General features: G+C 39.4%; 24 protein-coding genes. 16 read left to right on the top strand and 8 right to left on the bottom strand.

Going from position 1 to position 24,965, the window contains the following annotated elements; genetic code table 11:
• The coding region (locus BGO42_RS03605) for an OmpA family protein (RefSeq protein ID WP_286748671.1) at positions 1 to 481 on the top strand (481 nt) is incomplete at its 5' end.
• A 243-nt stretch (positions 482 to 724) separates the two neighbouring features.
• Here BGO42_RS03605 and BGO42_RS03600 read toward each other — a convergent pair.
• Genes BGO42_RS03600 through BGO42_RS03590 form a run of 3 tightly spaced genes read right to left on the bottom strand, consistent with a single transcriptional unit; the run spans position 725 to position 5,542 of the window.
• Entirely contained in the window at positions 725 to 2,101 is a 1,377-nt protein-coding gene (locus BGO42_RS03600) for a DUF5689 domain-containing protein (RefSeq protein ID WP_273245939.1), read from the bottom strand.
• A gap of 5 nt (positions 2,102 to 2,106) precedes the next feature.
• A complete protein-coding gene (locus tag BGO42_RS03595) occupies positions 2,107 to 2,742 on the bottom strand; it encodes a choice-of-anchor J domain-containing protein (RefSeq protein WP_177731047.1) in 636 nt (211 codons plus the stop codon).
• Positions 2,743 to 2,752: 10 nt separating this feature from the next.
• On the bottom strand, positions 2,753 to 5,542 hold the full coding sequence (locus BGO42_RS03590) for a TonB-dependent receptor (RefSeq protein WP_177731049.1): 2,790 nt from the start codon (positions 5,540 to 5,542) through the stop codon (positions 2,753 to 2,755).
• A gap of 138 nt (positions 5,543 to 5,680) precedes the next feature.
• On the opposite strand from BGO42_RS03590, the gene BGO42_RS03585 reads away from it, so the two are divergent.
• The 3 genes from BGO42_RS03585 (at position 5,681) to amaB (ending at position 9,071) form a co-directional block, all read left to right on the top strand.
• Positions 5,681 to 6,787, top strand: a complete 1,107-nt coding sequence (locus BGO42_RS03585; protein ID WP_177731051.1) for an endonuclease/exonuclease/phosphatase family protein — start codon at positions 5,681 to 5,683, stop codon at positions 6,785 to 6,787.
• Positions 6,788 to 6,852: 65 nt separating this feature from the next.
• Entirely contained in the window at positions 6,853 to 7,392 is a 540-nt protein-coding gene (locus BGO42_RS03580; RefSeq protein ID WP_177731053.1) for a 3-hydroxyanthranilate 3,4-dioxygenase, read from the top strand.
• A 131-nt stretch (positions 7,393 to 7,523) separates the two neighbouring features.
• Positions 7,524 to 9,071 (top strand): L-piperidine-6-carboxylate dehydrogenase, encoded by a 1,548-nt coding sequence (amaB, locus tag BGO42_RS03575; protein WP_273245943.1) that lies wholly within the window; start codon positions 7,524 to 7,526, stop codon positions 9,069 to 9,071.
• Positions 9,072 to 9,140: 69 nt separating this feature from the next.
• Here the strand turns inward: amaB and BGO42_RS03570 are convergent, their stop codons facing one another.
• The 4 genes from BGO42_RS03570 to BGO42_RS03555 are packed head-to-tail and all read right to left on the bottom strand — an operon-like array spanning position 9,141 to position 12,404.
• A complete protein-coding gene (locus BGO42_RS03570; RefSeq protein ID WP_177731057.1) occupies positions 9,141 to 9,689 on the bottom strand; it encodes a DUF3575 domain-containing protein in 549 nt (182 codons plus the stop codon).
• A 44-nt stretch (positions 9,690 to 9,733) separates the two neighbouring features.
• A complete protein-coding gene (locus BGO42_RS03565) occupies positions 9,734 to 10,462 on the bottom strand; it encodes a metallophosphoesterase family protein (protein ID WP_177731059.1) in 729 nt (242 codons plus the stop codon).
• Positions 10,455 to 11,624 (bottom strand): ATP-binding protein, encoded by a 1,170-nt coding sequence (locus BGO42_RS03560; RefSeq protein ID WP_177731061.1) that lies wholly within the window; start codon positions 11,622 to 11,624, stop codon positions 10,455 to 10,457. The genes BGO42_RS03565 and BGO42_RS03560 overlap by 8 nt, the downstream gene beginning before the upstream one ends.
• Before the next feature lie 24 nt (positions 11,625 to 11,648).
• The gene (locus tag BGO42_RS03555; protein ID WP_177736163.1) at positions 11,649 to 12,404 is read right to left on the bottom strand and encodes an SDR family NAD(P)-dependent oxidoreductase; all 756 of its coding nucleotides are present in this window, start codon (positions 12,402 to 12,404) and stop codon (positions 11,649 to 11,651) included.
• A gap of 167 nt (positions 12,405 to 12,571) precedes the next feature.
• Here BGO42_RS03555 and BGO42_RS03550 point away from each other — a divergent pair, with 167 nt between their 5' ends.
• The 8 genes from BGO42_RS03550 (at position 12,572) to BGO42_RS03515 (ending at position 21,516) form a co-directional block, all read left to right on the top strand.
• Positions 12,572 to 13,576, top strand: coding sequence for an AAA family ATPase (locus tag BGO42_RS03550; RefSeq protein WP_177731063.1), 1,005 nt, complete (start codon positions 12,572 to 12,574; stop codon positions 13,574 to 13,576).
• Positions 13,577 to 13,651: 75 nt separating this feature from the next.
• Positions 13,652 to 14,518 carry a DUF58 domain-containing protein gene (locus BGO42_RS03545; RefSeq protein WP_177731065.1) on the top strand — a complete coding sequence of 289 codons (867 nt, stop codon included), beginning with the start codon at positions 13,652 to 13,654 and terminating at the stop codon, positions 14,516 to 14,518.
• 2 nt (positions 14,519 to 14,520) lie between these two features.
• Positions 14,521 to 16,146 carry a hypothetical protein gene (locus tag BGO42_RS03540; RefSeq protein ID WP_273245949.1) on the top strand — a complete coding sequence of 542 codons (1,626 nt, stop codon included), beginning with the start codon at positions 14,521 to 14,523 and terminating at the stop codon, positions 16,144 to 16,146.
• Positions 16,146 to 17,147, top strand: coding sequence for a vWA domain-containing protein (locus BGO42_RS03535; RefSeq protein WP_177731068.1), 1,002 nt, complete (start codon positions 16,146 to 16,148; stop codon positions 17,145 to 17,147). Before BGO42_RS03540 ends, BGO42_RS03535 begins: the two co-directional genes overlap by 1 nt.
• A gap of 2 nt (positions 17,148 to 17,149) precedes the next feature.
• Positions 17,150 to 18,184 carry a VWA domain-containing protein gene (locus tag BGO42_RS03530; protein ID WP_177731070.1) on the top strand — a complete coding sequence of 345 codons (1,035 nt, stop codon included), beginning with the start codon at positions 17,150 to 17,152 and terminating at the stop codon, positions 18,182 to 18,184.
• Positions 18,184 to 18,954 (top strand): tetratricopeptide repeat protein, encoded by a 771-nt coding sequence (locus BGO42_RS03525; RefSeq protein WP_273245951.1) that lies wholly within the window; start codon positions 18,184 to 18,186, stop codon positions 18,952 to 18,954. Before BGO42_RS03530 ends, BGO42_RS03525 begins: the two co-directional genes overlap by 1 nt.
• Before the next feature lie 55 nt (positions 18,955 to 19,009).
• Positions 19,010 to 20,767: a BatD family protein gene (locus BGO42_RS03520; protein ID WP_273245953.1), complete on the top strand. Its 1,758-nt coding sequence runs from the start codon at positions 19,010 to 19,012 to the stop codon at positions 20,765 to 20,767.
• 5 nt (positions 20,768 to 20,772) lie between these two features.
• On the top strand, positions 20,773 to 21,516 hold the full coding sequence (locus tag BGO42_RS03515; RefSeq protein WP_273245955.1) for a tetratricopeptide repeat protein: 744 nt from the start codon (positions 20,773 to 20,775) through the stop codon (positions 21,514 to 21,516).
• Between the two features lies 1 nt (position 21,517).
• Here BGO42_RS03515 and BGO42_RS03510 read toward each other — a convergent pair whose 3' ends face one another.
• The gene (locus BGO42_RS03510) at positions 21,518 to 22,057 is read right to left on the bottom strand and encodes a CvpA family protein (protein WP_273245957.1); all 540 of its coding nucleotides are present in this window, start codon (positions 22,055 to 22,057) and stop codon (positions 21,518 to 21,520) included.
• Positions 22,058 to 22,112: 55 nt separating this feature from the next.
• Here BGO42_RS03510 and BGO42_RS03505 point away from each other — a divergent pair, with 55 nt between their 5' ends.
• The 4 genes from BGO42_RS03505 (at position 22,113) to BGO42_RS03490 (ending at position 24,915) form a co-directional block, all read left to right on the top strand.
• On the top strand, positions 22,113 to 22,895 hold the full coding sequence (locus BGO42_RS03505) for a hypothetical protein (protein ID WP_273245959.1): 783 nt from the start codon (positions 22,113 to 22,115) through the stop codon (positions 22,893 to 22,895).
• A gap of 26 nt (positions 22,896 to 22,921) precedes the next feature.
• A complete protein-coding gene (locus tag BGO42_RS03500; protein ID WP_177731080.1) occupies positions 22,922 to 23,278 on the top strand; it encodes a hypothetical protein in 357 nt (118 codons plus the stop codon).
• 112 nt (positions 23,279 to 23,390) lie between these two features.
• Positions 23,391 to 24,410 carry a phenylalanine--tRNA ligase subunit alpha gene (gene pheS, locus BGO42_RS03495; RefSeq protein WP_177736166.1) on the top strand — a complete coding sequence of 340 codons (1,020 nt, stop codon included), beginning with the start codon at positions 23,391 to 23,393 and terminating at the stop codon, positions 24,408 to 24,410.
• 97 nt (positions 24,411 to 24,507) lie between these two features.
• Complete coding sequence (locus tag BGO42_RS03490) at positions 24,508 to 24,915, top strand: hypothetical protein (protein ID WP_273245961.1); 408 nt, start codon at positions 24,508 to 24,510, stop codon at positions 24,913 to 24,915.
• The last annotated feature ends 50 nt before the right edge of the window (positions 24,916 to 24,965 follow it).

The raw sequence follows: 24,965 nt of genomic DNA, 5'->3' as shown, positions 1-24,965 counted from the left end.
TGACAAAGCCTACACCCTTCAGGTAGCCAAAGACGGTTATGAGAGCAATAACTTCCCGGTGAGTAAAACAAGAGGCGGTATTGTTAATATCAATGCCGACTTACAGCCGATCGACGTGATTGTAACCGAAACCGAGATCATCCTGAATGATATTTACTTTGAATACGACAAGAGCAACATCACCCAACAGGGGGCGTTTGAGTTAGACAAACTAGTTCAGGTAATGAAAAACAACCCGGCTATGGTGATCATGGTGAAATCCCATACCGATAGCAGAGGTAGTGACCAGTACAACATGAACCTGTCCGACAGAAGAGCAAAATCAACCGTTCAGTACATCATCTCTAAAGGAATCGCGAAAGACAAAATATCCGGTAAAGGATATGGTGAAAGCGAGCCGAAAGTGAACTGTGGCGAGAATTGCACCGAAGAAGAATATGCGAAAAACAGAAGATCCGAATTCTTAATTGTTAAGAAATAAGATTCTTTCTTCATCAAATAAGAAAAGGGTGGTCATCTGACTGCCCTTTTTATTGGATTAAAGCTGTTTTCTGGTAAAGGTGGATAAATCCGTGATCTTTTAAAAAAGCAGCCGTAAAAACGCTTAAAATAAAGCGCAGGCTTTGAAGGCCTGCCCGGTTAGTTTTGTACTGACCGTTGCGTTATGGCAATAAAAAAAGGGGCATTATACAATGCCCCTTTTTGGTATCATTAAGATGCCTGCTTATTGCTGAGCACCGTAAACTTTAATGTTGTCAATCTGGTATGTTGAATTAATACCGGTTGATGAACCAACATAGCGGAAGGCGATATGAACGTTTCCGTTATATGACGAAATGTCTACCGGTCCTGAACTAACGAAGTCTGTTGGATAAGACTGCGTTTGTGGAGCCATAGTTGGATTCAATGGCGTCCATGTTGCCGCGTTAACCGCAGCAGCAGTTCCTGAACCATCATAGTTGGTCGAAATTAATACAGTAACCGCTACACCATTTGCAAAACCAATTTTAGAACCAAAAAGTAAAAGCTCATTAGTGGTGTTGTCCATGTTGATTGCCGGTGTGATTAACCAGGTATTCATGTTTGTTTCTCCGGAACCAAAAGCAGAAAGTTGTGCGTATTTGTTACTGCTGAAAATACGGGCTTCCCATTTTTTAGCACCATTGTTTAAAGAAACGTTTGACCATCCCGGTAAGTTGATGAACTGGTTAGCACCAGTAGCTGTGATGCTTTCGAAATCCTGGCTAAAGAAAGCCTGTAATCTTGGATTCTCGATTTTAACATCATTGATTGTTCTGATCATGAACTGGAAATCGTTGTTATATTTTGTCATAACACCTCTGATTTTTCCACTTCCTCTAGGAGTTACATCTGCAGCAAAAGTAGCAAATGAACTTACTCTAAGGATCAAAGAATTTCCGTTGATATCAGTGATGTTGTGGTTAGTAGCACCACCTAAGCTGTTTAAGCTGGCATCATAATACATTTTCCCGTTTGAAGCATCCGAAAACTGAACACCATCCAACTCGATCAGCATGTTAAGGTACTGATTGCTTTTTGCCTCATTAATCGTAAGGTGTTTTACAATCTGATCCTCGTCAACTTTAGTACAAGAAGCTTTCAGGATGTTTTTATAGTCATTAGCAGAAATTCTACCTACTTTATCATCACTTGGATTATCAGGAGTATCATTGTTAAATAAAGAACCAATGATTGTAGAATTGAATTCCGTTGCATAATAACGGTCTTTCATGTTAACAAAAACTTTTCTTCCCGGTTCGTATCTGTTGTAAAGATTGTAGGCATCAATTGGCATACTGAATCCAACAGTTCCGTCTGTAGAAACCAATGAAATTGATTTGTAGAAGTTACCACCTTCGTCACTTGATGTTACATAAGCTTCGATAATATCGGCATCTTCATATTTTTTGTAGGCTGCTGTAGCATTTGAAGTAACAGCTGTAACGGGTTTTGTTGCTGTAAGATTAGAGCAATCTCCCGATAAATCCGGAGCAGAATAATGATCACCGTTCACGCAGCTTGTAGCAACTGCGAAAAGAACAGGGATAATAAAAATGCTTTTTATATTAAAATTTTTCATACGTATTAGTTTTCGTAAATTTTCACATTGTCAAGTTGAACGGTAGTTGTAATTCCATTTCGGCTTCCAACATATTTGAAAGCAACTCTAACATTAGAGTTACCAACATAAGAGCTTAAGTCCACAGGACCACTTGAAAGGAATACATCCGCCTGAGTACTACCTGGTAAAGTCGGGTTCAACTCTGTCCATGTAGCAGTAGCGATACCTGCCTGAGTACCGTCAAAATCTTTGGATACTAAAACAGTTAATGCAGCACCTTGCCAGAATCTTATTTTTGTTTCAAAGGCTAAAAAAGCAGCCGGAGAACTTGATAAGTCAATAGCCGGAGTAACTAACCAGATTTCATCATTCGGGTCTGTTGCCGCATTTGAATAGAAAGAAGAGAATTCAGCATATTTGTTACCGCTGAAAGCTCTGCTGTGCCATTTTCTTGATCCGTGAACAGCAAAATTTCCCCAACCTGGAAGAGCGATTGCATTTTCAACAGAACCACTACCCGGAGTAGTGCTTTCAAAGCTTTCGTAGAATAAAACCTCTTTTAAAGTAGGGATGTCAAACTCGTCATCTTTTACACAACTTGTGAAAACCCCTAAAAGAATAGTTAAAAACAATAATTGTTTGATTTTTATATTTTTCATATACTATTTTTTAGAAATTAAGATATACGTTTAAGAAATAAGTTCTTCCGTAACCGTAGAAATATTTAGAACCGAAAGAACGGATACCGCTTGCCATATCTTGTTGTTGGTCTGGGTAAGTAGCTTTTCTTGATTGCTCGAAACCACCAGTGATGTAGGTAACATCAAAAAGGTTGTTAACACTAGCAAAGAAACCTAAAGTGTTTCTGTTCTTTTTGCTGATTCTCCATGATTTTCCACCTGTTAAGTTAACCAATGTGAAATCATTGAATTTTTCCTGTTGTAACGCTTTTCTAACCGTTTCTTCGTTAGCACCAACATAAGATAAACCAGTAGAAGGATCAATTGTAAAGTTGTCTGTTCTTAAAACATTAGATACATCCATGTAGTTGTCTGCTAAGTAGTTTACGTTAGCACCAATCCACCAGAAATGAGGATCTCTATATTCTAAACCGAAAGAGTAAGCTTGTTGTGGCATACCCGGTTGTCTGTAATTTTTAAGATATGCTTTTCCGAAGTTAGTAACAGGGAAAGTGTTTGAAACAGAAGCCTGTGCATCGTCGTTAATTTTTACGTTAGGATTGTTATCATACGTATATTGACCGTAAGAAGCAGAAGCTGTTGCTTTAATTGTAGGCGTGATCTGGTACTCGATACCTAACTCCGCTCCGATGTTCTTTTTCGTTAATCCGGTTACGATTTCACTTACGAAAGAATCCTCATCTCCTTCTGCATCAGAAATGTTCTCAGCATAGTAAAATGATAATTCTGTTACGTTTTGAATTTTAGACATAAAACCGGTTAAACGTGCTTTTAATTTTGGTGTTCTTAAGATATAACTTGCATCAGCACTGAAAACTCTTTCACTCTCTAAATCAGGAGTAATGTTGTTGTTGTTACGGGCATTGGCAAAAGTATTTCTTAAGTTAGGCGCTTTAGTCATATAAGCTCCGTTAAAGTTCAGGGAATGTGCACCTGTTACACGGTATGTTAAACCTCCTTTGAAACCGAAGTTTTCAAAAGTTACTTTCTCACTTCTTCCGAAAGAGTTAGTCGAGTAGTTACCGTTTTTGAATAAACCTTCTCTTTGGTATTCAGAACGGGAGAACGATTGTGCTAAGTAGAAATCAGCTTTTTTGTAGTTGAATTTGAATTGTGTAAATCCGTCAACAACATTCGCTAATAAGTTATAGTTGTAACCAAAGATACCACCTTCAGTAATGTGAGCATCCGGGTTGTTCAAGTCAAACTGACCTCTTGAACCAGGGTAGAATTTATCCACATTTAAAAGGTAATCACCACCTAATAAATCTACAACAGTAGCAAAATTATGAGACGTTAATTTTTTGAAATTAACGGCAGCGTTAAGGCTGATGTTTTCTGATAATTCTGAAGTTAAAATAGAGTTTGCTGTAAACTGTTTGTCATCTGTACGTTGCTCAGAAAGCGCGTAAGCACTTCTTCCGTCGGATGTATTCTGGTTAGCAGTATACATATCGTTCCAGTTGATCTGGCTGTTGTTCAGGAAGTTTTCTCTTGCAGCAGCTGCTTCAGTTCTGTTTGGTAACCATTGACCTGCTGAAGTGTGGTAATTTAAATAATAACTAGGTAAATTTCTGTAATACGTTGGATCTGGATTATTTCCACCCGGATATTCTAATCTGGTATTACCGATAGAACCCGATTGGTAAGCTACGTTAGTGTTTAAAGTGTTTTTGGAGTTAATTTTCCAATAGTGGCTTAACATCATCATTGGCTCATCAACATTTTTATCTCTGGAATTTCTTCTTTTTCCATTTTGCCATCCCCAGTATGAGTTATATTTATAACCCATTAAATCTGTAACTTCCTGAGTGTTAGGAGAGTTTTTTCCTCTGCTGTTTTGTGCATATATAGAGGTAAAGTTCAAACTGTGTTTTTCGTTGAATTTTTTCTCAACACTAACAAATAATGAGTTTGCAGCATAGTCAGTTCCTTCGAAGAAACCTTCTTTAGCCCATCTTCTTGAACCGGAAACCACAAATGCCCATCCGTCTTTTGTTAAACCGGAAGCATAAGTACCCATGGTTCTCCAAGAGTAGTTTGTGTTTGTTCCTGAGAAAGAGATTCTTGTTCCCGGACGGTAGAAAGAAGCTCTGGTATTGATTTCCTGAGTTCCTAAGATCCCTCCGAAAGTATAGTCAGAAGGGCCTGAACCCATCGTGAATTCTTGATTTCTTGTTGCATCGTTTAATCCACCCCAGTTACTCCATTGTGGTCTTCCGTCATATAGTTTATTCATAACGATACCATTAATCATTGTAGTACCGTACTCATTGTCTAAACCTCTGATTCTGAAACGTGCAAGTCCCCAGTTGAAAGCCGCAGCCTGTTGGTAAACGTCACGTGATGCCTGTAATAAACCTGAAGTACTTTCAGATCCACTGTTGTCATCACCCAAATCATTTTCTGTAATAGTGATTAAACTCAATTGTTGCTCAGAAGTAATGTCTTCTTCTAATACAACCATACCCATGTCAACGGTCTGGCCTTTAACAATTTCAATAGCAAAAGTTTGAGGAGTGTACCCCGTACTTGTTACCGATAGTGTTTGTTGTCCTTCTGCAAGAACTGGAAACTGGAATACACCTTCTGCGTTGGTGATAACAGATTGGTTGGTACTTTGAATAGTAGCAACAACATTTCGTAGTGGTTTTTGCGATTTCGAATCAACAACTTTTCCCCTTAGTGACGGGTTTTGTTGAGCCCAAACAAAAACTACTTGCAGTACAAATAAAATACTAAATACAAGTTTTTTCATAAATAAAATTAAGTTAATTTTTTGTTTGCGAAGTCTTAATAAAAACTTAACAGCCTGCAAATGTACATTTTTTAAGAATATTATTTACTTTTGACCCAGAGTTTGTATCAAACTTGATGTTAATTTAATATTCCATACATGAAAATTAGAAATTTCATTGCTCTGTTACTTTTATGTTTTACAGCTAACGGAGTTACCGCACAGAACAAAAAATTCAAAGTGCACACAATTGCTTTTTATAACCTCGAAAACCTTTTCGATACTATAAAAGGGCCGAATAATGATGAGGAATGGTTGCCAAAAGGAGCCCAAAGCTGGACAAGACAGAAATACCAAAAAAAATTAGATAATCTGAGCCGTGTTCTTCCTGAAATCGGAACAGGCGAAAACCCGAATGCCCCTGTAATTATCGGTTGTGCCGAAGTAGAAAACAGAGGCGTACTGGAAGATTTGGTGAAACAGCCAAGAATGTTGGAAAAAGGATATGGCGTTATTCATTTTGATTCCCCGGACAAAAGGGGTATTGATGTGGGATTCCTGTATCAGAAAAAACACTTCCAGCCAACAAGCTATAAAAACATACCGTTATACATTTATGAAAATGAAGAAGGCCTGAACAAAAAAACAAAAAGTGACGGCGATGACAAGGCAGACGACAACGTAAATGTAGATGCTAAAACCAAAAGAGTTTATACCCGTGATCAGTTATTGGTAACCGGATTATTGGATGGTGAAGAAATCAGTGTTATTGTAAACCACTGGCCGTCACGTTCAGGAGGTGAGAAAAAAAGCAGCCCGTTCCGTGAAGCGGCAGGAGCGCTGAACAAAAAAATTATTGACTCGTTATACAAAATCAACCCGAATGCGAAAGTAATCACTATGGGAGATTTAAATGACGGACCTTATAATAAGAGTATTAAAGTGGCTTTAGGCGCAAAAGGTAAAAAAGAAGATGTAAAAGAGTTTGGCATGTTCAACCCTATGGAACAAATGTCCAAAGACGGATTGGGAACACTGGCTTATCGTGATGCCTGGGATATCTTTGACCAGATCATCGTTAGCGAACCGTTAATCCGTAAAGATTACTCTTCATTGCGTTTTTGGAAAGCCGGTATTTTTAACAAACCGTATCTTATCCAGAAAACGGGTCAGTACCAGGGTTATCCTTTAAGAAATTCAAACGGAGAACCGGGCTTTAGTGATCACTTTCCGGTATACATCTACTTAATCAAAGAAGTGAAGTAATAGTAAAAGGCAGGTTTTTTTTACCTGCCTTTTTCATTTTTTGTACTTTAGTAAAAACATTTATTATGGCTGTTCAGAAACCTTTTAATCTCAACCAGTGGATTGATGAAAACCGGCATTTGTTAAAACCGCCGGTGGGTAATAAAAATATTTATGTAGATGCAGATGATTTTATTGTGATGATCGTTGCCGGGCCTAATGCCCGAAAAGATTATCATTACAATGAAACGGAAGAACTTTTTTATCAGCTGGAAGGCGATATAAAAATTGTCATTCAGGAAGAGGGCGAACGCAAAGAAATGGCATTGAAAGCCGGTGACATGTATTTGCATCCTGCACGTATGCCGCATTCGCCGGTTCGCAGTGAAGGATCCATCGGACTGGTTATAGAACGCAAAAGAGCCGGACGCGGATTTACAGACGGACTGCTTTGGCATTGTGACAACTGCAACCATAAACTATATGAAGTTTATTTTGAACTGCACGACATCGAAAAAGATTTCCTGCCGCATTTTCAGCACTTCTATAATTCGGAAGATTTGAGAACCTGCTCGAGCTGCGGCACCGTAATGGAATCAGATCCAAGATTTACCGCAAAAAAATAACCACACAATACGGGCATCATTGCTGTTTGGGTAAAGAAATCATAACATGCTAAAAAGTTAATGATTAAAAACCTTAAACAAAAAACAGTAACTTTGTGAAAAATAAAAACACAAGAAAATAACTTAGAATAATGGCAACAGTAATTGACCAATTCGGTATTCAGGAAGCACTGCAACAATTAGGGCTTAAAGAAATAAACGAAGGAACATCTACAGGTTCGAACTGGTTTTCAAACGGAAAAATCATCGAATCGTATTCTCCGGCTACCGGAGAGTTAATCGGAAAAGTGAAATCTTCAACAAAAGAAGACTACGAAACAGCAATGAAAGCTGCTGAAGAAGCATTCAAAGTTTGGAGACTGATCCCGGCACCAAAAAGAGGTGAGATTGTTCGTCAAATGGGAGAAGAACTAAGAAAATATAAAGAACCTCTTGGGAAACTTGTTTCTTACGAAATGGGAAAAAGCCTTCAGGAAGGTTTGGGAGAAGTTCAGGAAATGATCGACATCTGTGACTTTGCAGTAGGATTGTCCCGTCAGTTATACGGATTAACAATGCACTCCGAAAGACCAATGCACAGAATGTATGAGCAATGGCATCCGTTTGGAACTGTTGGGATCATTTCGGCATTTAACTTCCCGGTTGCTGTTTGGAGCTGGAACTCCATGCTGGCTTGGGTTTGTGGAGACGTTTGTATCTGGAAACCAAGTTCAAAAACACCTTTGTGTGCAGTAGCTTGTCAGAACATCATCACGACAGTACTTAAAAACAACAACGTTCCGGAAGGTGTAAGCTGTCTGGTTGTTGGAAACGAGTCTGGTGATTTAATCAACAATGACAAACGCATTCCTTTAGTATCGTTCACAGGTTCTACAAGAATCGGACGTCACGTATCGAAAACGGTTGCAGAACGTTTCGGAAATACCATCCTGGAATTGGGAGGAAACAACGCGATCATCGTTTCAGAACATGCTGATATCAGTATGGTATTGGTTGGAGCGGTATTCGGAGCGGTTGGAACAGCCGGACAACGTTGTACTTCAACAAGACGTTTAATCGTTCACGAAAGTGTTTACGACAAAACGATCAGTGTATTGCAAAACGCTTACGGACAATTGAAAATCGGTAACCCGTTGGATGCTAACAACCACGTAGGGCCGCTTATCGATAAAGGTGCTGTAAACGATTACTTAAACGCAATCGAAAAAGCCAAACAGGAAGGTGGAAAAATCCTTGTTGAAGGTGGTGTTTTAGAAGGAGAAGGATACGAAAGCGGATGTTATGTGAAACCATGTATCATTGAAGCTAAAAACGAATTCCATATCGTTCAGGAAGAAACTTTTGCACCAATCCTTTACGTAATGAAATACAGCACTATCGAAGAAGCAATCGCAATGCAAAACGGAGTGCCTCAGGGATTATCATCATCTATCTTCACGAACAGCATGAGAGAAATGGAATTATTCCTTTCACATGCCGGTTCTGACTGTGGAATTGCAAACGTAAACATCGGAACTTCAGGAGCTGAAATCGGTGGTGCTTTTGGTGGTGAGAAAGAAACAGGAGGCGGACGTGAATCAGGTTCTGATGCATGGAAAGCTTACATGAGAAGACAAACCAATACCATCAACTATGGAAATGCGTTACCATTAGCGCAGGGAATCAAATTTGATTTATAGTAGTTGGTTATATCCAAATAAAAAACCCGATTCGCAGGAATCGGGTTTTTTTATATGTTTTTTTACGTTTTAGAAACGGTAACCGATGCTAACACCGGCATTCACTTCAACAGCACTAAAACGGTCGTTTACTTCCTCGCTGAAGTTTCGTGCAATATTAACATAAGGAGCAATGGCAAATTTGTCATTCCATGCCCATTTATAACCGGTACCCAAACCAACGATAAAACTGTTCATATCTGTTGTTTTGGTGATCTCAACATCATTAACGGTTTCTTTTTCATTAAAATCACCGAAACGGTATTTTAAAAACGGAGAAACATAATAACCGGAATTACTTTGTCCGTCAGAACCGAAATAAAAATTATAAGAAGCTAAAATACTATTGGTTTTAAATTCTTTAGCACCGTTTTTCTTTTCTGTAGTGTATGAAAAACGATCATTTATCAGAAATTCAACGCCAATGGACTGATCTTTATCAATGAAATGCTCATAACCCAATTCTACTGATGCCAGTACTATCGTGTTAAGGATATTCACTTTAACTTCGTTTTTAGTTTGTGCCTTTACAAACAAGCTGCATAATAATAAGCTAAAAAGAAAGATATGTTTTTTCATATTAAAAATTTTTTTTGCAAAAGTATGCATTTGAAAATTATAAACTAATTCCGGCCTCTTTCATCGATATAAAGCTCGTTTAACGGGTCGCTCTGCCAGAAATCTTTGGAATCGACATCCATAATGGTTAAACGGCCTTTAAACGCCGCTCCGGTATCTACATTCCACAGGTTGGCTTTGTTGACCGGCACGGTCGACCCGATTCGGGTTACCGGCGTGTGGCCAATGAATATTTCCGTGTACAATGTGAGCCGTTTGGGATAAAACTGATCTTCCGGCGAAAGCGCTGGATTCAGCGACAGGGCTGTTTCCCAAAGCGTTCTGTCCCAGCAGAACATTCCGCGGAAGAACTCATAGTGCACCCCTTTCTGATTGGTAAAGCCGGCATGGATAAACAAACGGTTCTGTTCGTCTATATAAAAATCATTCAGGCGGTCCAGGAACGCAATGTGGCGGTCTTTGGTATGAATGTCCAGATCCCGGTAAGCATCCACTGTCGACTGTCCGCCATGAAAACGCCATTCGGCATTGTCATCCCCTGCGGATAACCAGCGGAAAACCATTTCTTCATGATTTCCCCGGATAAAAAAACACTGGTGGGATTGTTCCAGTTCAATCAGAAAGTCAATAACCTTCGGAGAATCGCTCCAGCCATCGACATAATCCCCTAAAAAAATCAATTTATCGTCCGGACTGACTTTTGCTTTTTCAAGAACCTGATGCAAAGCTCTTAGTCCGCCGTGTATATCTCCAATAACTAATGTTCTACTCATTACTCATTCCGTATTTCATTTTTCTTAAAATGCGCATCGCTTCCTTGAACGAGATGTATACCGTTGGGTTCTCGTGTGCTTTTAAAAGAAGTTTTGCGTCAATCAATTTTTGTTTTGCCTCTTCAAATCCGTTTAAATAACAGATCATCAAGGTAGAAGGCAGGTTTTCCAGATCTTTGTTTTCCCTGTCGGACAAATGTAAACCTTTTTGCAATTTACTGATTAATGACAAATTGGAATTATAAATGTGATACAACATTTTCCGGTTAAATTCCGGCGGTTCAAAAAGCATCTGCGTATCCATTTTGTAATAACCGTTGTCATAAAAACTAATGCACATCCGTTCAAGCGGATAGTAGCTGGTTTTGTCATTTAACCCCAAAGGAAGGTATTCGGTAATGGTAAAACTATCGTCGGAATATTCCACCGTAACTTCGTCCAAAGCAGAATAAAACAGTTTGACCTGTTCGTTGATCAGCTCAATATCAACCCTGGAAAAAAATGTTTTGTCGCGCACCTTCTTTTTGTTGCCGGCCCAGCAAACCACAAACAGCTCTTTGAAAACTTTATATTTGGGCGTCATGTCTTTATGACGGTTATTCATAAAATCGATCACCCCTTCCAGCGTGTGTTCAATGCTGTTCCGGGAATTGTTCTCGATGCTGATGACCGTTTCGGTATTGGAATAATTAAATTCCATATCGGTCGGGACATAATCCTGCTCTTCAACGGGAATGGAATTGCTGCCGCGCCTTACGAAGATCGTTTTGGCAGGAATCGTATAAATTCCCTTCTTAAAAGAAGAAACCTTATGTGCCGGTTTTATCGTCACCAGTCCGATAACCTTATCTTTAGGCAGATTCGGAAACGGAACATTTTCATACTGGATCCGGGGCGGATTATTCAAAAAAGCATTAACCAGGTTCTGGATCCTGCTGTCGTCAAAAAAATCATCGCCCACAATTTCATTATCCTGGTCTTCCACACCCACAACAATATATGAATTGTTGGTCGGGTTTGAATTGGACAAAGCACAGATATGTTTTAAAAACTTTGCTTTGCCTTCTTTGGTATGCAGATTCAGTTGCCGTTTTTTATCATAAAAACTGCTCTCATCATTGTGAGCCAAAAGGTTTTTTACAAGCAGTCGTTTGTTAATCATCGGTTCAGAATCGCTATAAAAGGATTATAAATTTTTGTTTACAATGGTAGCCGAAGCCTGAGCGGTAGGCATCACGATCAGATCGGCAATATTCACATGATAGGGCCTTGAAACCACAAAGTGAATGATGTCGGCAATATCTTCGGCTAATAAAGGCTGGAAACCTTTATAAACATTCGCGGCACGTTCGGCATCACCTTTAAAACGGACTTCCGAAAAAGCGGTGTGTACCATGCCGGGATGAATACCGCCCACACGGATTCCGTAGGCATTCAAATCCATCCGCATACCCTGAGTGAGTGCATCAACCGCATGTTTGCTGGCACAGTAAACATTGCCGTTAGGATAAACCTCTTTGGCAGCAGTAGAGCCAATATTGATAATATGCCCTGATTTTCGGGCGATCATTTGTGGTATTATGGCTTTGGAAACATACAAAAGCCCTTTAACGTTAATGTCCAGCATCGCATCCCAATCGTCGGTATTGCCGTTTTGAATCGGATCCAGTCCGTGGGCATTTCCGGCATTGTTGATTAAAATGTCAATCGTTGAAAAGGCTTCCGGTAAAGAAGCAATCGCTTTAAAAACGTCTTCCCTGTTGATTACATCGAAGTTTAAAGTGGCAATTTGTGTATGTTTTGCTAAATCTCTTTTTAAATCGTCAAGAATTTCTTTTCTTCGCCCGCAAAGAATTAAACGGTAATTATGCTGTGCTAAAAGCTCGGCTGTAGCTTTCCCGATACCACTTGTGGCGCCGGTAATTAAGGCAGTTTTCATGATAATTAAATTTCAGTTCTTAAAAATATAAAAACAAAATCATAATTCAGGCTTAAAATGAAAGTGTTACCAAGACTTTTAACCAATTATTAACAACAAAACACTAAATAAATTTTCAATTTGCAGTGTTAAAATAACTTATTAATTTCACGGCTCAAAAAAATACACAAATGGAAGACACCACAACTACTTTAGACATTAGAGCAATTAATGAAAAAATAGAGAGAGAAAGTGCTTTTATTGACCTACTGACAATGGAGATGAACAAGGTGATTGTAGGTCAGAAACACATGGTTGAAAGATTATTGATCGGACTTTTAGGACAAGGACATATTTTATTGGAAGGGGTTCCCGGTTTAGCAAAAACGCTGGCCATTAATACCCTGTCGCAGGCGGTTCAGGGTTCTTTCAGCAGAATTCAGTTTACACCGGATTTATTACCTGCCGATGTTGTGGGAACCATGATTTACAATATCAAACAAAATGATTTCTCGATAAAAAAAGGACCTATTTTTGCCAACTTCGTACTGGCAGATGAGATTAACCGTGCTCCGGCGAAAGTACAATCGGCTTTACTGGAAGCGATGCAGGAAAAACAGGTAACCATTGGCGACGAGACTTTCAAACTGGACAAACCGTTTTTAGTAATGGCAACCCAAAACCCGGTAGAGCAGGAAGGAACCTATCCGTTACCGGAAGCACAGGTAGACCGTTTTATGCTGAAAACCGTGATCGACTATCCAAAAATGGAAGACGAGCGTCTGGTAATCCGTCAAAACCTGAAAGGATCTTACGAAAAAGTAAACGCAGTAGTATCCGTAGAACAGATCAAACGCGCTCAGGAAGCCGTTCGTGAAGTTTATATGGATGAAAAAATTGAAAAATACATTCTGGATATCATCTTTGCAACCCGTTATCCGGAGAAATATAAATTAGCAGACCTGAAACCGTTGATCAGCTTTGGCGCTTCTCCGCGTGGAAGTATCAACCTGGCAACTGCTGCAAAATGTTATGCTTTTATCAAACGCCGCGGTTATGTAATTCCGGAAGATGTACGGGCTGTAGTACACGATGTATTGCGTCACAGAATCGGGATTACCTACGAAGCCGAAGCGGAAAACATCACTTCTGTAGAGATCATCAATAAAATTGTTAACGAAGTAGAAGTGCCTTAGTATATAGATTTCTGACTTCAGACTTGATTGAACCCAATCAAATTCCGGATCATTATTCTATAAGCAACAATCAGAATGGATACCAAAGAACTCTTAAAAAAAGTACGAAAAATAGAAATTAAAACCCGAAGATTGAGCGATCACATCTTTTCGGGAGAATATCACACGTCTTTTAAAGGAAGAGGAATGACTTTTTCGGAAGTGCGTCAATACCAGTTTGGTGATGATGTCCGTGCGATCGACTGGAATGTTACGGCACGTTACAACGAACCGTATATCAAAGTTTTTGAAGAAGAACGCGAACTGACCATGATGCTGATGGTGGATATAAGCGGCTCGGAAAGCTTCGGAACCAAAAACCAGCTCAAAAGCGATGTGGTTACCGAAATAGCGGCAACCCTGGCTTTTTCGGCAACCCAGAACAACGATAAAATCGGACTGATTTTATTCTCGGACCAGATCGAATTGTTTATTCCGCCTAAAAAAGGAAAATCACACGTGCTGCGCATTATCCGTGAACTCATTGAATTCACACCCAAAAGCAGGAAAACCGACTTTTCCCAGGCGCTGAAATTCCTTTCCGGGGTCATGAAAAAGAAAGCCATCGTTTTTGTTATTTCCGATTTTATGACTTCCGATTATGAACAGACCCTCAGAATAGCCGGTAAAAAACACGATGTTACCGGAATCCGGGTCTATGATATTCGCGAAGAAAAAATGCCTAACATCGGAATGGTACACATGGAAGATGCCGAAACGGGCGAAACACTATTAGTGAACACAAACGCAAAATCGGTTCGGATGGAATATGAAAAACACTATCAGGACAATGTGAAATATTTTAAAGAAACATTCTCCCGTTGTGGATCAGGAACGGTCAATACCCGTGTAGACGAATCGTATGTAACCAAATTACTGGGTTATTTTAAAGCAAGAACCTAAAAATGACAAAAAACAAATTTTACATAGTACTGTTTTTACTTTTCGGAGCGGTTGTTTTTGGTCAGCAAAAACCGGTACAGGTAACCGTTGATTCTACCAAAATTAAAATAGGATCACAGTTTAAACTGACGTTAAAAACCACTGTCGACAGTAGTGCACACGTCTTTTTTCCGGATAGTAAAACCTTTGGATTATTTGAAGTGCTGGAATCATATCCGGTTGATACCATTAAAAAAGATGCCCGGTACGAACTGATTAAAAGATACGGACTAACCCAGTTTGATTCCGGAAAATATGCCATACCGCAATTACCGGTAATCATCAACGGGCGCCAGTTCATTACCGATTCACTGCCTCCGGTAACGGTCACAAATGTTGTGGTAGATACGACCAAACAACAAATGTATGACATCAAAACCATCGTTACCGTAGATAAACCCATTAGTAACGTTTGGAAATACAGCCTGATACTGCTGCTGATTATCGGCATTGGCTTTCTGGTAAACTGGCTGCTTAAACGATACCAGAACAGGGATAAAAAAGAAGAAATTATCTATGCTTCTCCGATAGAAAAAGCAACCAGCCTGTTGCAAAATCTGGAGAAAAAAGAACTTTGGCAAAAAGGAGAAGTAAAAGACTATTACTCCGAAATGACCGATATTACCCGTACCTATATTGAAGAAACCATTCAGGTTCCGGCAATGGAAAGTACAACGGCCGAATTATTGACAGCACTGAAAGCCGCTGTGATTAAAAAGAAAATGGGGATTAAAAAAGATACTTTCGAAACCTTTGAAAGAATCCTGAAAAATGCCGATTTAGTGAAGTTTGCGAAATCAAAACCACTGGATTTTGAAATTGCAGACGACAGAAAGAACATCGAAAAAATTATATTCACAATAGAAAAGTCCATTCCGAAAGAAGTGGAGCAATCCATAGAAGAAGAAAGACTGAAAAGAGAAAAACTGATTAAAAATCAGAAAGTAAGACGTATCCTGATAGCCGTTGCAACCAGCGTTGTCCTGTTTATCGGAACATTTATGTACTACCTGTCTACAGACGGACTGGATTTTATAAAAGATAAATTTATAGGGCACAGTACAAAAGACCTGCTAAATGGCGAATGGGTAAAAAGTGAATATGGAGAACCGTCCATTATTCTTGAAACACCAAAAGTGCTGAAACGTTTTCAGGAAGAAAAAATTCAGAACAACCTGCCGCCGAATGTCAGATCGTCGCAGAAGTTTATCTACGGAAGCCTGATCGACAATTTCAATATTGTAATTAATACAACGGCATTTAAAGACTCTGTTGCGGCTAATAATGATGTCATCCTGAACGAGAACCTGGCGCGGTTTGAAAAAACGGTAGGAGCCAAAGGAATTATCGTTAAAACCGATGATTTTGAAATTAAAGATGGCTTTACCGGCAAGAGAGGTTACGGATCGATGACGATTTTTAACCCGGTAAAAAATGAAGACCAGCGAATGGCTTACCAGATGATTGTTTTCTCCCAGAAATTCGGAGTACAGGAAATCGTTCTGGTATATCGCGACGAAGATGAAAAAGCAAAAGAAATAGCCGAAAGGATAATTAACTCTATTGAACTCAGAAAACTAGGCGAATAATGAAGAATGTTACGTTTTTACATCCCGAATTTTTTTGGCTGTTTTTGGCATTGCCAATAGCAATAGCCTGGTATTTCTGGAAAAGAAATAAGCAGACCGCAACATTAAAGATAAGTTCTGTAAAAGGATTTAAAGCGGCACCCTCGGTTTTGCCAAAGCTAAAACCGGTATTGTTTGTTTTAAGAATGCTGGCATTAAGCGCGATGATCGTAGCATTGGCAAGACCGCAGTCGACAGACGTGACCAATAAAACAAGAACCTCAAGAGGTATTGATATCGTTATGGCGATTGACGTTTCCGGAAGTATGCTGGCCAAAGATTTAAAGCCCAACCGTATGGAAGCGTTAAAACGGGTGGCTTCGGAATTTGTTGAAGAAAGACCAAACGACAGAATCGGACTGGTGGTTTATGCTGCCGAAAGTTATACCAAAACACCGGTAACGAGCGATAAAGCAGTGGTTTTAGAAGCGTTGAAAGGCGTTAAGTATGATAACGTTTTACAGGACGGTACCGGAATCGGTGTCGGACTGGCCACGGCGGTAAACCGTTTAAAAGACAGTAAAGCCAAAAGTAAAGTGGTGATCTTGCTGACAGACGGTGTGAACAATGCCGGATTTATTGATCCGAGAATGGCTTCTGAAATTGCAAAAGAATACGGAATCAGAGTTTATACTATCGGAATCGGGACAAACGGCATGGCCGAATTCCCGTATGCAATTGCACCAAACGGGCAATTCCTTTTCCGGATGATGCAGGTGGAAATTGACGAAAAGCTGATGAAAGAAATTGCCGCGACAACAAACGGGAAATATTTCAGAGCAACCAGCAATAAAAGCCTGGAGAATATTTATAATGAAATCAATAAATTGGAAAAAACCGAAATTGAAGAAATGAAATACTTCAACTACGACGAAAAATACAGACCGTTTGTATTCTTCGCACTGGGACTTCTGGTTTTGGAGATCTTATTGAGAAAAACTGTTTTTAGAAGCTTTATCTAGTTATGTGGGAATTTGAAGAACCGAAATATTTTTATCTGCTGGCAATATTACCCATATTGGTTTTGCTCTTTCTGATCAATCTGTATTGGAAACGAAAAAAACAAAAGCAGTTTGGCGACCTGGAACTAATTAAAAAACTGAGTCCGGAAAAATCGATATTCAAACCGGTTTTAAAACTGGTGGTGGTATTATTGGCTTTAGCCGGAATTATACTCGCTTTGGTCAACCCGAAAATCGGAACCAAAATGGAAACCGTAAAACGTCAGGGAGTGGATATTGTTTTTGCAGTGGACATCTCTAAAAGTATGCTGGCGGAAGATATTGCACCTAACCGGCTTGAAAAAAGTAAGCAGATCGTTTCCCAGATCATCAATCAGCTGGGGTCGGACAGAATCGGGATTGTAGGTTATGCAGGAAGTGCCTATCCGGTACTGCCGATAACAACAGACTACAGCGTTGCCAAAATGTACCTGCAAAGCATGAATACCGATATGGTTTCTTCGCAGGGAACCGCTTTGTCTGAAGCAATTAAACTGGCAACCTCTTATTTTGATGACCCGCAAACCAGCAAACTGATTGTACTGATCTCGGATGGTGAAGATCATGGTGAAGGATTTGAAGAAGCGGTAGAAGAAGCCAAAGAAAAAAGAATTAAGATACTGACAATAGGAGTAGGTACCGAAAAAGGAGGGCCGATTCCATTGAGAAGAAACGGGACTATTGAAGGATTTAAAAAAGATTCAAAAGGAGAAACAGTTGTAACCAAGCTTTATCCGGAAACCTTAAAAACCATCGCTAAAAATGCCAATGGCGGCTATGTGTTTGGAGGAAATACGAAAGAAGTGATCGAGTTTGTTAAAAACGGACTGGACAATCTGGAAAAAACAGATTTTGAAAGCCAGCAAATGGCCGATTTCCAATCGCAATACCAATGGTTTTTAGGCATTGCTTTTGTATTGTTACTACTGGATGTGTTCTTCCTGGAAAGAAAAACCGCCTGGGTTAAGAAGTTGAATTTATTTAATGAAAAAGAATAATGAAGAAGTTGTTTAGCTATTATTTTTTACTATTCTCTTTTGCAGTACTGGGCCAGATTAAAGACCGGAACCTGCCAAGAGGGAATGAAGCCTTTGAAGAGAAAAGTTATTCCGAAGCGGAAGCAGATTACCGTATTTCTCATTCAAAAGTACCGGCAAGAGCAACGGCTTCTTACAATTTAGGAAACGCGATTTACAGACAAAACCAGCCTGGTGAAGCCAAATTTGCCTATATGAAAGCAATTGAAACGGCAAAAGGCAAAAGACAGAAACACAAAGCATTTCACAATATCGGAAATGTATTCATGCTGGAAAAAAACTATGAAGCGGCTGTGGAAGCCTATAAAAATGCGTTGCGAAACAACCCGTTTGATGAAGAAACGCGCTACAATTATGCTTTGGCAAAGAAAAAACTGAAAGAGAATCCGCCGAAGAAAAACGATAAAAACAAAGACAAGAATAAAGATAAAGACAAAAACAAGGATCAGCAGGATAAGGACAACAAAGGAAAAGGAGACGATAAGAAAGATCAGAACAAAGACAAAGGTCAGGATAAAAAAGACGATAAAGGCGATCCTAAAAATAAAGACAACAAAGACGGGAAAGGCGATAAAGATAAACAAAATGCCCCGCCACAGTCGGGCGGTGCTTCCAGACAAAGAATGGAAAACCTGCTGGATGCGGTAAACAATGAAGAGAAGAAAATACAGGACAAGGTAAAAGCCAGAGAAGTAAAAGGCAGTCCGGTTAAAAATGAAAAAGACTGGTAAGGGATTATAGAAATTAAGGGATTGACACACAGAAAAACATTGGGATTATAAAAAAATGAAGAAATATATTTTTCTACTATTATTAAGTTTTCAGGGATTACTCGCTCAGGTACAATTTGACGCCAGTGTGAGCAAAACTTCTTTGGGAATCAACGAACGTTTACGGGTTGATTTTACGATGAATGAAGATGGTGATAATTTTAGTCCGCCTGCTTTTGAAGGCTTCAGAGTAGTGGGCGGCCCGAATCAGGCAGTGAGCTACTCCTGGATGAACGGAAAAAAATCCTTCAACAAATCCTTTTCGTATTTTTTGATGCCACTAAAAAAAGGAACGCTGGTTATCAAACAGGCCTCCATTGAAATTGAAGGTAAAATTTACAAAACGGCACCCATTAAGGTAACGATCACCAATGCCGTTCAGGAAGAAGTAAATCCATACAACCCACAGCAAAAAATGGGTGAGGGAATCCATTTAGTGGCAGAAATATCCAAAACCAATCCGTACATAAACGAACCGATTACGGTTGTGTACAAGCTCTATGTGAGCAATACAGCCAGCGTGCGGAACTGGAGAGAAATGGCAAGTCCGAAATACAATGATTTCTGGAGCCAGAACATCGATATTAAAAAACTGGTTGTCGAAAACGGAAAATACAACGGAGAAGATTACCGCTATGTGGTATTGCGCAAAACAGTGCTGTATCCGCAAAAAGCCGGAAAACTGGAAATAGAACCGCTTTCTCTGGACATCGAAGTTGATTTGCCTACAGGACGCCGTGATTTCTTCGGACGAATGGAATATGCCAGCGGGAATAAAACCGTTTCTGCCGGAGCAAAATCCATTAGTGTGCGATCCTTGCCCGAAGCCGGAAAACCGGTTGATTTCTCCGGAGCTGTTGGTGACTTTGACTTTAAAGTAACCCCATCGAAAACAACCTTAAAATCCGGGGAATCGCTGGATTTGGTAGTAAGTGTTTCCGGAAAAGGAAACCTGAAACTCTTTAACCTGCCCAAACCGGTAGTGCCAAGTGCGCTGGAAATGTATGATCCGGAACACAAGGAAAAAGTAAACACGCCGCTTTCCGGTATGCAGGGTGAAATTACCGACACCTATACGATTATACCGCAATACAAAGGAAATTACCAGATCAAACCAATGGTATTCTCCTATTTTGATTGGAGTGCCAATGCCTATAAAACCATTACGTCAAAAGAAATTATGGTAAATGTGCTGGACGGACCAATGCCAACATCGGGTGATCCTCAGGTTGCTTCGGCAGAAGGCAAACAAAATGTGGTGGCAAACGACCAGTTCCAGTTTATTAAACTGAAAACCAACCTTACGGCTGTTGCCCAAAAAGACTTTTTAGGCTCCGGGTTTTTCTATTCGCTTTTGCTGGCGCCGTTTTTAATCATCCCGGTAATCGTTCTGGCGAAGAAGAAAAAAGAAGCGATAGATGGTGATGTAGCCGGTAATAAAATCCGTCAGTCAAACAAACTGGCTAAGAAATTCCTGTCGGAAGCAAACAAACAACTGGGCAGCAAGGAAGCCTTTTATGTGGCAATGGAAAAAGCCTTACACAACTTCCTGAAAGCCAAACTGCACATTGAAACCTCCGAAATGAGTAAAGAAAACATCCGGGAATTACTGCTCTCTAAAAAAGCAGCACCGGATACCGTTCAAAACTTTATCGCCTTGATGGACAGCTGCGAATTTGCCCGTTATACCCCGGCATCTGTAGGAACCATGCAGCAGGATTATGACAAAGCAGTAACCGTAATTTCCGGATTGGAAAAACAAATCAATAATTAATCGCCATGAAAAAGTTATTATATATACTACTGTTGGTAACTCAGGTATTTTGGGGACAGTCTGCTTTTGAAAAAGGAAATGATAGTTATAAAAAAGAAAAATACGAAGAGGCGGTTGCACAGTATGAGCAGGTGCTGAAATCCGGTAAACAATCGGCAGAACTGTATTTTAATCTGGCAAATTCCTATTATAAAATGCATCAGGTAGCACCGGCGATTTACAACTATGAAAAAGCGCTGCTGTTAAATCCTGACGATACAGACGTTCAGACCAATTTGAAGTTTGCCCAGAAAATGACGATTGATGAAATTAAAGTCGTTCCTAAAGTGGGCTTTTCTAAAATGATAGACGACTTGTTGGATGTGTTTCATTATGAAAACTGGGCATGGCTTGCTGTTGGGGCATCCGTATTGTTCCTGCTGTTTTTTATAGGCTATTATTTTGCCCGTATCACCGTAGTGAAAAGAATCTTTTTCTTCGGGATGTTTGTTGTGCTGCTGGGCATGTTTATCAGTATTGCTGCTGCAATAGCAGAAAGAGATCATTATAAAAACGAAAGACCTGCCATTGTTTTTGCAGAAGTAGCTCCGGTGAAAAGCGAACCGAAAACGACGGCTTCCGATGCTTTTGTACTACACGAAGGAACCAAAGTTTTTGTGATCGAATCACTGGACAATTGGAGAAAAATTCAGCTGACCGATGATACCGAAGGCTGGATCGAAAAAGACGCGATTAAAGAACTGAAATAAATTATTGCGGCGCTGAAGAAACCGGTTCTTCCGGAGTATCCATGGTCTTAAAATCGTCATACCATTCTTTTACACTTGGAAAAATAAGCTTTGAAGTTTCCTGTATCGGATTGTAAAATAAAGATTTATCCATGGTTTCCTGAGAAAGGAAATAATGGTCAATATTGACCTTCTGGAAAAGATTTAGAAGAATACTCAGGATCAGTGCCATTTTCAGCGTACCAAAAACACCACCGGCAATAGTGTTTAACCAGCCCATCTGGGCAAAACTGGCAATTCCGGTAAAGAGCTTTGCCAGTAAAATAATACCGACAACAACCAGGATAAAAGTGAGCCCGAAAGCAATCACTTCGATATATCCGGGATTCCACGAAACATGATTCTCAATAACGGAGCGTACCAGATGGGAACATTTTATAGCCAGAATAATACCGATAATTAGGGAAACAAATGAAGCTAGAGCTACAAAAAGACCCTGGCGGAAACCCTGGATAAAACCGTATACTAAAATGGCAGCTAAAATGATATCAAAGAAAGACATGTTATGCGGGCTTGAATTTGTTACTTTTGCAAAAAAATAAAAAAATAACTATAAAATGATGAAAAAAATACTTTTTGCGCTTTTACTGATTAATATTATTGGATGTTCCAGTGATAACGAGGGGACAAATACAGATGGTTCTGGAGCAGGAATGAAAATAAAAAGCATTTCAGAAGTAGTTTATTACGGATCTTCAACCAGTACAAAAATTGGCAATTTTGCTTATGAAGGCAATAAACTGGTAAGTTTAACCGATCCGACAGCCAATGTTGTAACAAAATTCGTATACGCTAATAATAAGATCACGCAATTTAATGTATATCAGAACAATACTTTAGTAGCTACTCAGAATGTAAGCTATGATGGCGATAACTTAAAAACAGTTATTACTGGTTCCGGAAACACAAAAACCGAATATTTTTATGAAAATGGGATCCTGAAAGCAAAAAAAGAATCCACTTTATATGGCAATACCTGGACGGAAAATGCAGGAGAAGAATATCGTTTTGATCAAAATGGAAATGTGACGCAGGTGTTGAGTACTTCGCAATATTCCACATCGACGCTAAAGAGTAAATATTTTCACGATAACAGGAATAATCCGTTTAAAGGACAAAATCCGTATCTGAAATATTTACTGGATTTTGAATCTTTTAATGTGTTTGATGCCAATAATATACTTACACAGGAAAGATACAGCAATGCAGAAAGTACGGAACCTTATGGTACAACAACCTATGAAATACAATATAACGCCAATAATTATCCTGTTGAGATTAAAAAAATCAACAGTAGCAATAATGCATTGATTGCCAAAACGACAATAGTATACAACTAGTATAAACGATTGCTAATAATCAAAATATGTCAAGAGACGAACAACTAAAAGAGCGTTGGGAAACGCTGGTCAACATACTTTCAAACCGTTTTGCCGATGGCGAAATACTGGATTTGGATGCCATCATCTATTTAATCGGAGTACAGGAACTCGGACAGCTGAAAAGAAAATTCAAAAAAGACGAAAAGCTAAACCTGATGCATATCGCTATTTGTCGTTTGCTGGAACCATACGGCTATTATGAATTTGCTTTTTTTGACGAAGACGGATGGCCGCATTATAATGTAAAAGAACAATTGCCGCCTTTAAAAGCCGGAGAACAATCGGTACTGATGAAAGAAGCGATTGTAAATTATTTCCTTGAAAAGGAATTGATAGATTAAAAATCACAGCGGCAAAAACATACAGAACGGACCTTTTGAAAAGAAATTTATATGCGAAAAGCTGTGGAATCTGATTTCAAAATCCGTAAATTTGCCCTTTATTGAAAGACCGATGATTGATAAGATAAAAGAATACATAGGCGAAGCGCAGGCTTTTACTACAGATAATAAAGAAACCCTCGAAACATTTCGAATCAAATTTTTAGGAAGCAAAGGACTTCTTAAAGATTTATTTGCGGAATTCAAAAACGTGCCAAACGACCAGAAAAAAGAATTTGGACAGGTGATCAACTTATTAAAGACTACTGCAGAGGATAAAGTAAAATCCATTCAGGACGCTTTGGAAAGTAAAGAAGAAGCAAAAGGAATGTATGGGGATTTATCACGTCCGGGAGAACCTTTGGTTATCGGATCGCGTCACCCTATTTCAATTGTAAAAAATCAAATCGTTGATATTTTCTCCAATATCGGATTCAATGTTTCCGAAGGACCGGAAATTGAAGACGACTGGCATAACTTTACCGCATTGAACCTTCCGGAATACCATCCGGCAAGAGACATGCAGGATACCTTCTTTATCCAGACAAACCCTGATATTTTGCTGCGTACGCACACCTCATCTGTTCAGGTACGTTATATGGAAGAAAACAAACCGCCGATCCGTACGATTTCACCGGGAAGAGTTTTCCGTAACGAAGCGGTTTCCTCCCGTTCCCACTGTATTTTTCACCAGGTGGAAGGATTGTATATTGACCAGAATGTATCTTTTGCCGATTTAAAGCAAACCTTGCTGTATTTCACAAAAGAGATGTTCGGAAAATCGAAGATCCGTTTGCGTCCGTCGTATTTCCCGTTTACCGAGCCAAGTGCTGAGGTGGATATTTACTGGGGACTGAAAACGGAAACCGATTACCGTATTACAAAAGGAACCGGATGGCTGGAAATCATGGGCTGCGGAATGGTAGACCCTAACGTATTGAAAAATTGCGGCATCGATGCCGATAAATATAACGGATTTGCTTTCGGTATGGGAATAGAACGTATTGCCATGTTGTTATACCAAATCGGAGATATTCGTATGTTCTATGAAAATGACGTACGATTCTTGGAGCAGTTTAAATCCAGTATTTAAAACACCATAATGACGAACAGCCTGTATTGCGGGCTGTTCGTTTTATTTTTTATTCACGTTCTTCTGACGCTCAGAAGCCTTTTATAGTATCCTTGCAATGAAAAAAGACATCACAATCCCAAAAGTAGAAAACGTTTATGTAGCCGCTATTCAGGAGTGGAATGACGACTTTATGGAAAATTCCTGGTATGCCTATTTAATCAATGACGGTGAGGCAACTTTAGAAATGGCAATAGTTGTTTCCAAAGCATACGGGCTGATCGATGGGGAAGAACGAAAAACAGGAACGTTTCGCCATGCTTTTAAGGAAGTATTGCCCAACTCGGCTGTAAAAATAGAATTGCTGGAAAACAATGTTTTGCAGCTCAACAATGAATTTATGCTTACCTTCTTTATCGGAGGTACACTTTACGATAAAAACTACGTTTTTAGAGCCAATACCATCGATAAAAGTGCTTTAACGGAATTGCCGGTGTTGACAAAACAAGGGATTTTAGGGAAGTAAATTGTTTTTATAATTGGTCTGTTCAGGAAAATTTCACAACTTTATAGAAA

It is taken from the genome of Flavobacterium sp. 40-81 (assembly GCF_001898245.1).
Classification (GTDB): domain Bacteria; phylum Bacteroidota; class Bacteroidia; order Flavobacteriales; family Flavobacteriaceae; genus Flavobacterium; species Flavobacterium inviolabile.
Note: the sequence above shows the minus strand (reverse complement) of the source record. Positions and strands in the feature narration are given on the sequence as shown.

Coding starts and splice junctions, on each gene's coding strand:
- BGO42_RS03490 (WP_273245961.1), top strand. CDS start 24,508: ATGAAAAAAGACATCACAATCCCAAAAGTAGAAAACGTTTATGTAGCC.
- BGO42_RS03540 (WP_273245949.1), top strand. CDS start 14,521: ATGACAAAAAACAAATTTTACATAGTACTGTTTTTACTTTTCGGAGCG.
- BGO42_RS03560 (WP_177731061.1), bottom strand. CDS start 11,624: ATGATTAACAAACGACTGCTTGTAAAAAACCTTTTGGCTCACAATGAT.
- BGO42_RS03570 (WP_177731057.1), bottom strand. CDS start 9,689: ATGAAAAAACATATCTTTCTTTTTAGCTTATTATTATGCAGCTTGTTT.
- BGO42_RS03505 (WP_273245959.1), top strand. CDS start 22,113: ATGATGAAAAAAATACTTTTTGCGCTTTTACTGATTAATATTATTGGA.
- BGO42_RS03590 (WP_177731049.1), bottom strand. CDS start 5,542: ATGAAAAAACTTGTATTTAGTATTTTATTTGTACTGCAAGTAGTTTTT.
- BGO42_RS03535 (WP_177731068.1), top strand. CDS start 16,146: ATGAAGAATGTTACGTTTTTACATCCCGAATTTTTTTGGCTGTTTTTG.
- BGO42_RS03600 (WP_273245939.1), bottom strand. CDS start 2,101: ATGAAAAATTTTAATATAAAAAGCATTTTTATTATCCCTGTTCTTTTC.
- BGO42_RS03500 (WP_177731080.1), top strand. CDS start 22,922: ATGTCAAGAGACGAACAACTAAAAGAGCGTTGGGAAACGCTGGTCAAC.
- BGO42_RS03565 (WP_177731059.1), bottom strand. CDS start 10,462: ATGAGTAGAACATTAGTTATTGGAGATATACACGGCGGACTAAGAGCT.
- BGO42_RS03515 (WP_273245955.1), top strand. CDS start 20,773: ATGAAAAAGTTATTATATATACTACTGTTGGTAACTCAGGTATTTTGG.
- pheS (WP_177736166.1), top strand. CDS start 23,391: ATGATTGATAAGATAAAAGAATACATAGGCGAAGCGCAGGCTTTTACT.
- BGO42_RS03510 (WP_273245957.1), bottom strand. CDS start 22,057: ATGTCTTTCTTTGATATCATTTTAGCTGCCATTTTAGTATACGGTTTT.
- BGO42_RS03520 (WP_273245953.1), top strand. CDS start 19,010: ATGAAGAAATATATTTTTCTACTATTATTAAGTTTTCAGGGATTACTC.
- amaB (WP_273245943.1), top strand. CDS start 7,524: ATGGCAACAGTAATTGACCAATTCGGTATTCAGGAAGCACTGCAACAA.
- BGO42_RS03525 (WP_273245951.1), top strand. CDS start 18,184: ATGAAGAAGTTGTTTAGCTATTATTTTTTACTATTCTCTTTTGCAGTA.
- BGO42_RS03580 (WP_177731053.1), top strand. CDS start 6,853: ATGGCTGTTCAGAAACCTTTTAATCTCAACCAGTGGATTGATGAAAAC.
- BGO42_RS03595 (WP_177731047.1), bottom strand. CDS start 2,742: ATGAAAAATATAAAAATCAAACAATTATTGTTTTTAACTATTCTTTTA.
- BGO42_RS03550 (WP_177731063.1), top strand. CDS start 12,572: ATGGAAGACACCACAACTACTTTAGACATTAGAGCAATTAATGAAAAA.
- BGO42_RS03530 (WP_177731070.1), top strand. CDS start 17,150: ATGTGGGAATTTGAAGAACCGAAATATTTTTATCTGCTGGCAATATTA.
- BGO42_RS03585 (WP_177731051.1), top strand. CDS start 5,681: ATGAAAATTAGAAATTTCATTGCTCTGTTACTTTTATGTTTTACAGCT.
- BGO42_RS03545 (WP_177731065.1), top strand. CDS start 13,652: ATGGATACCAAAGAACTCTTAAAAAAAGTACGAAAAATAGAAATTAAA.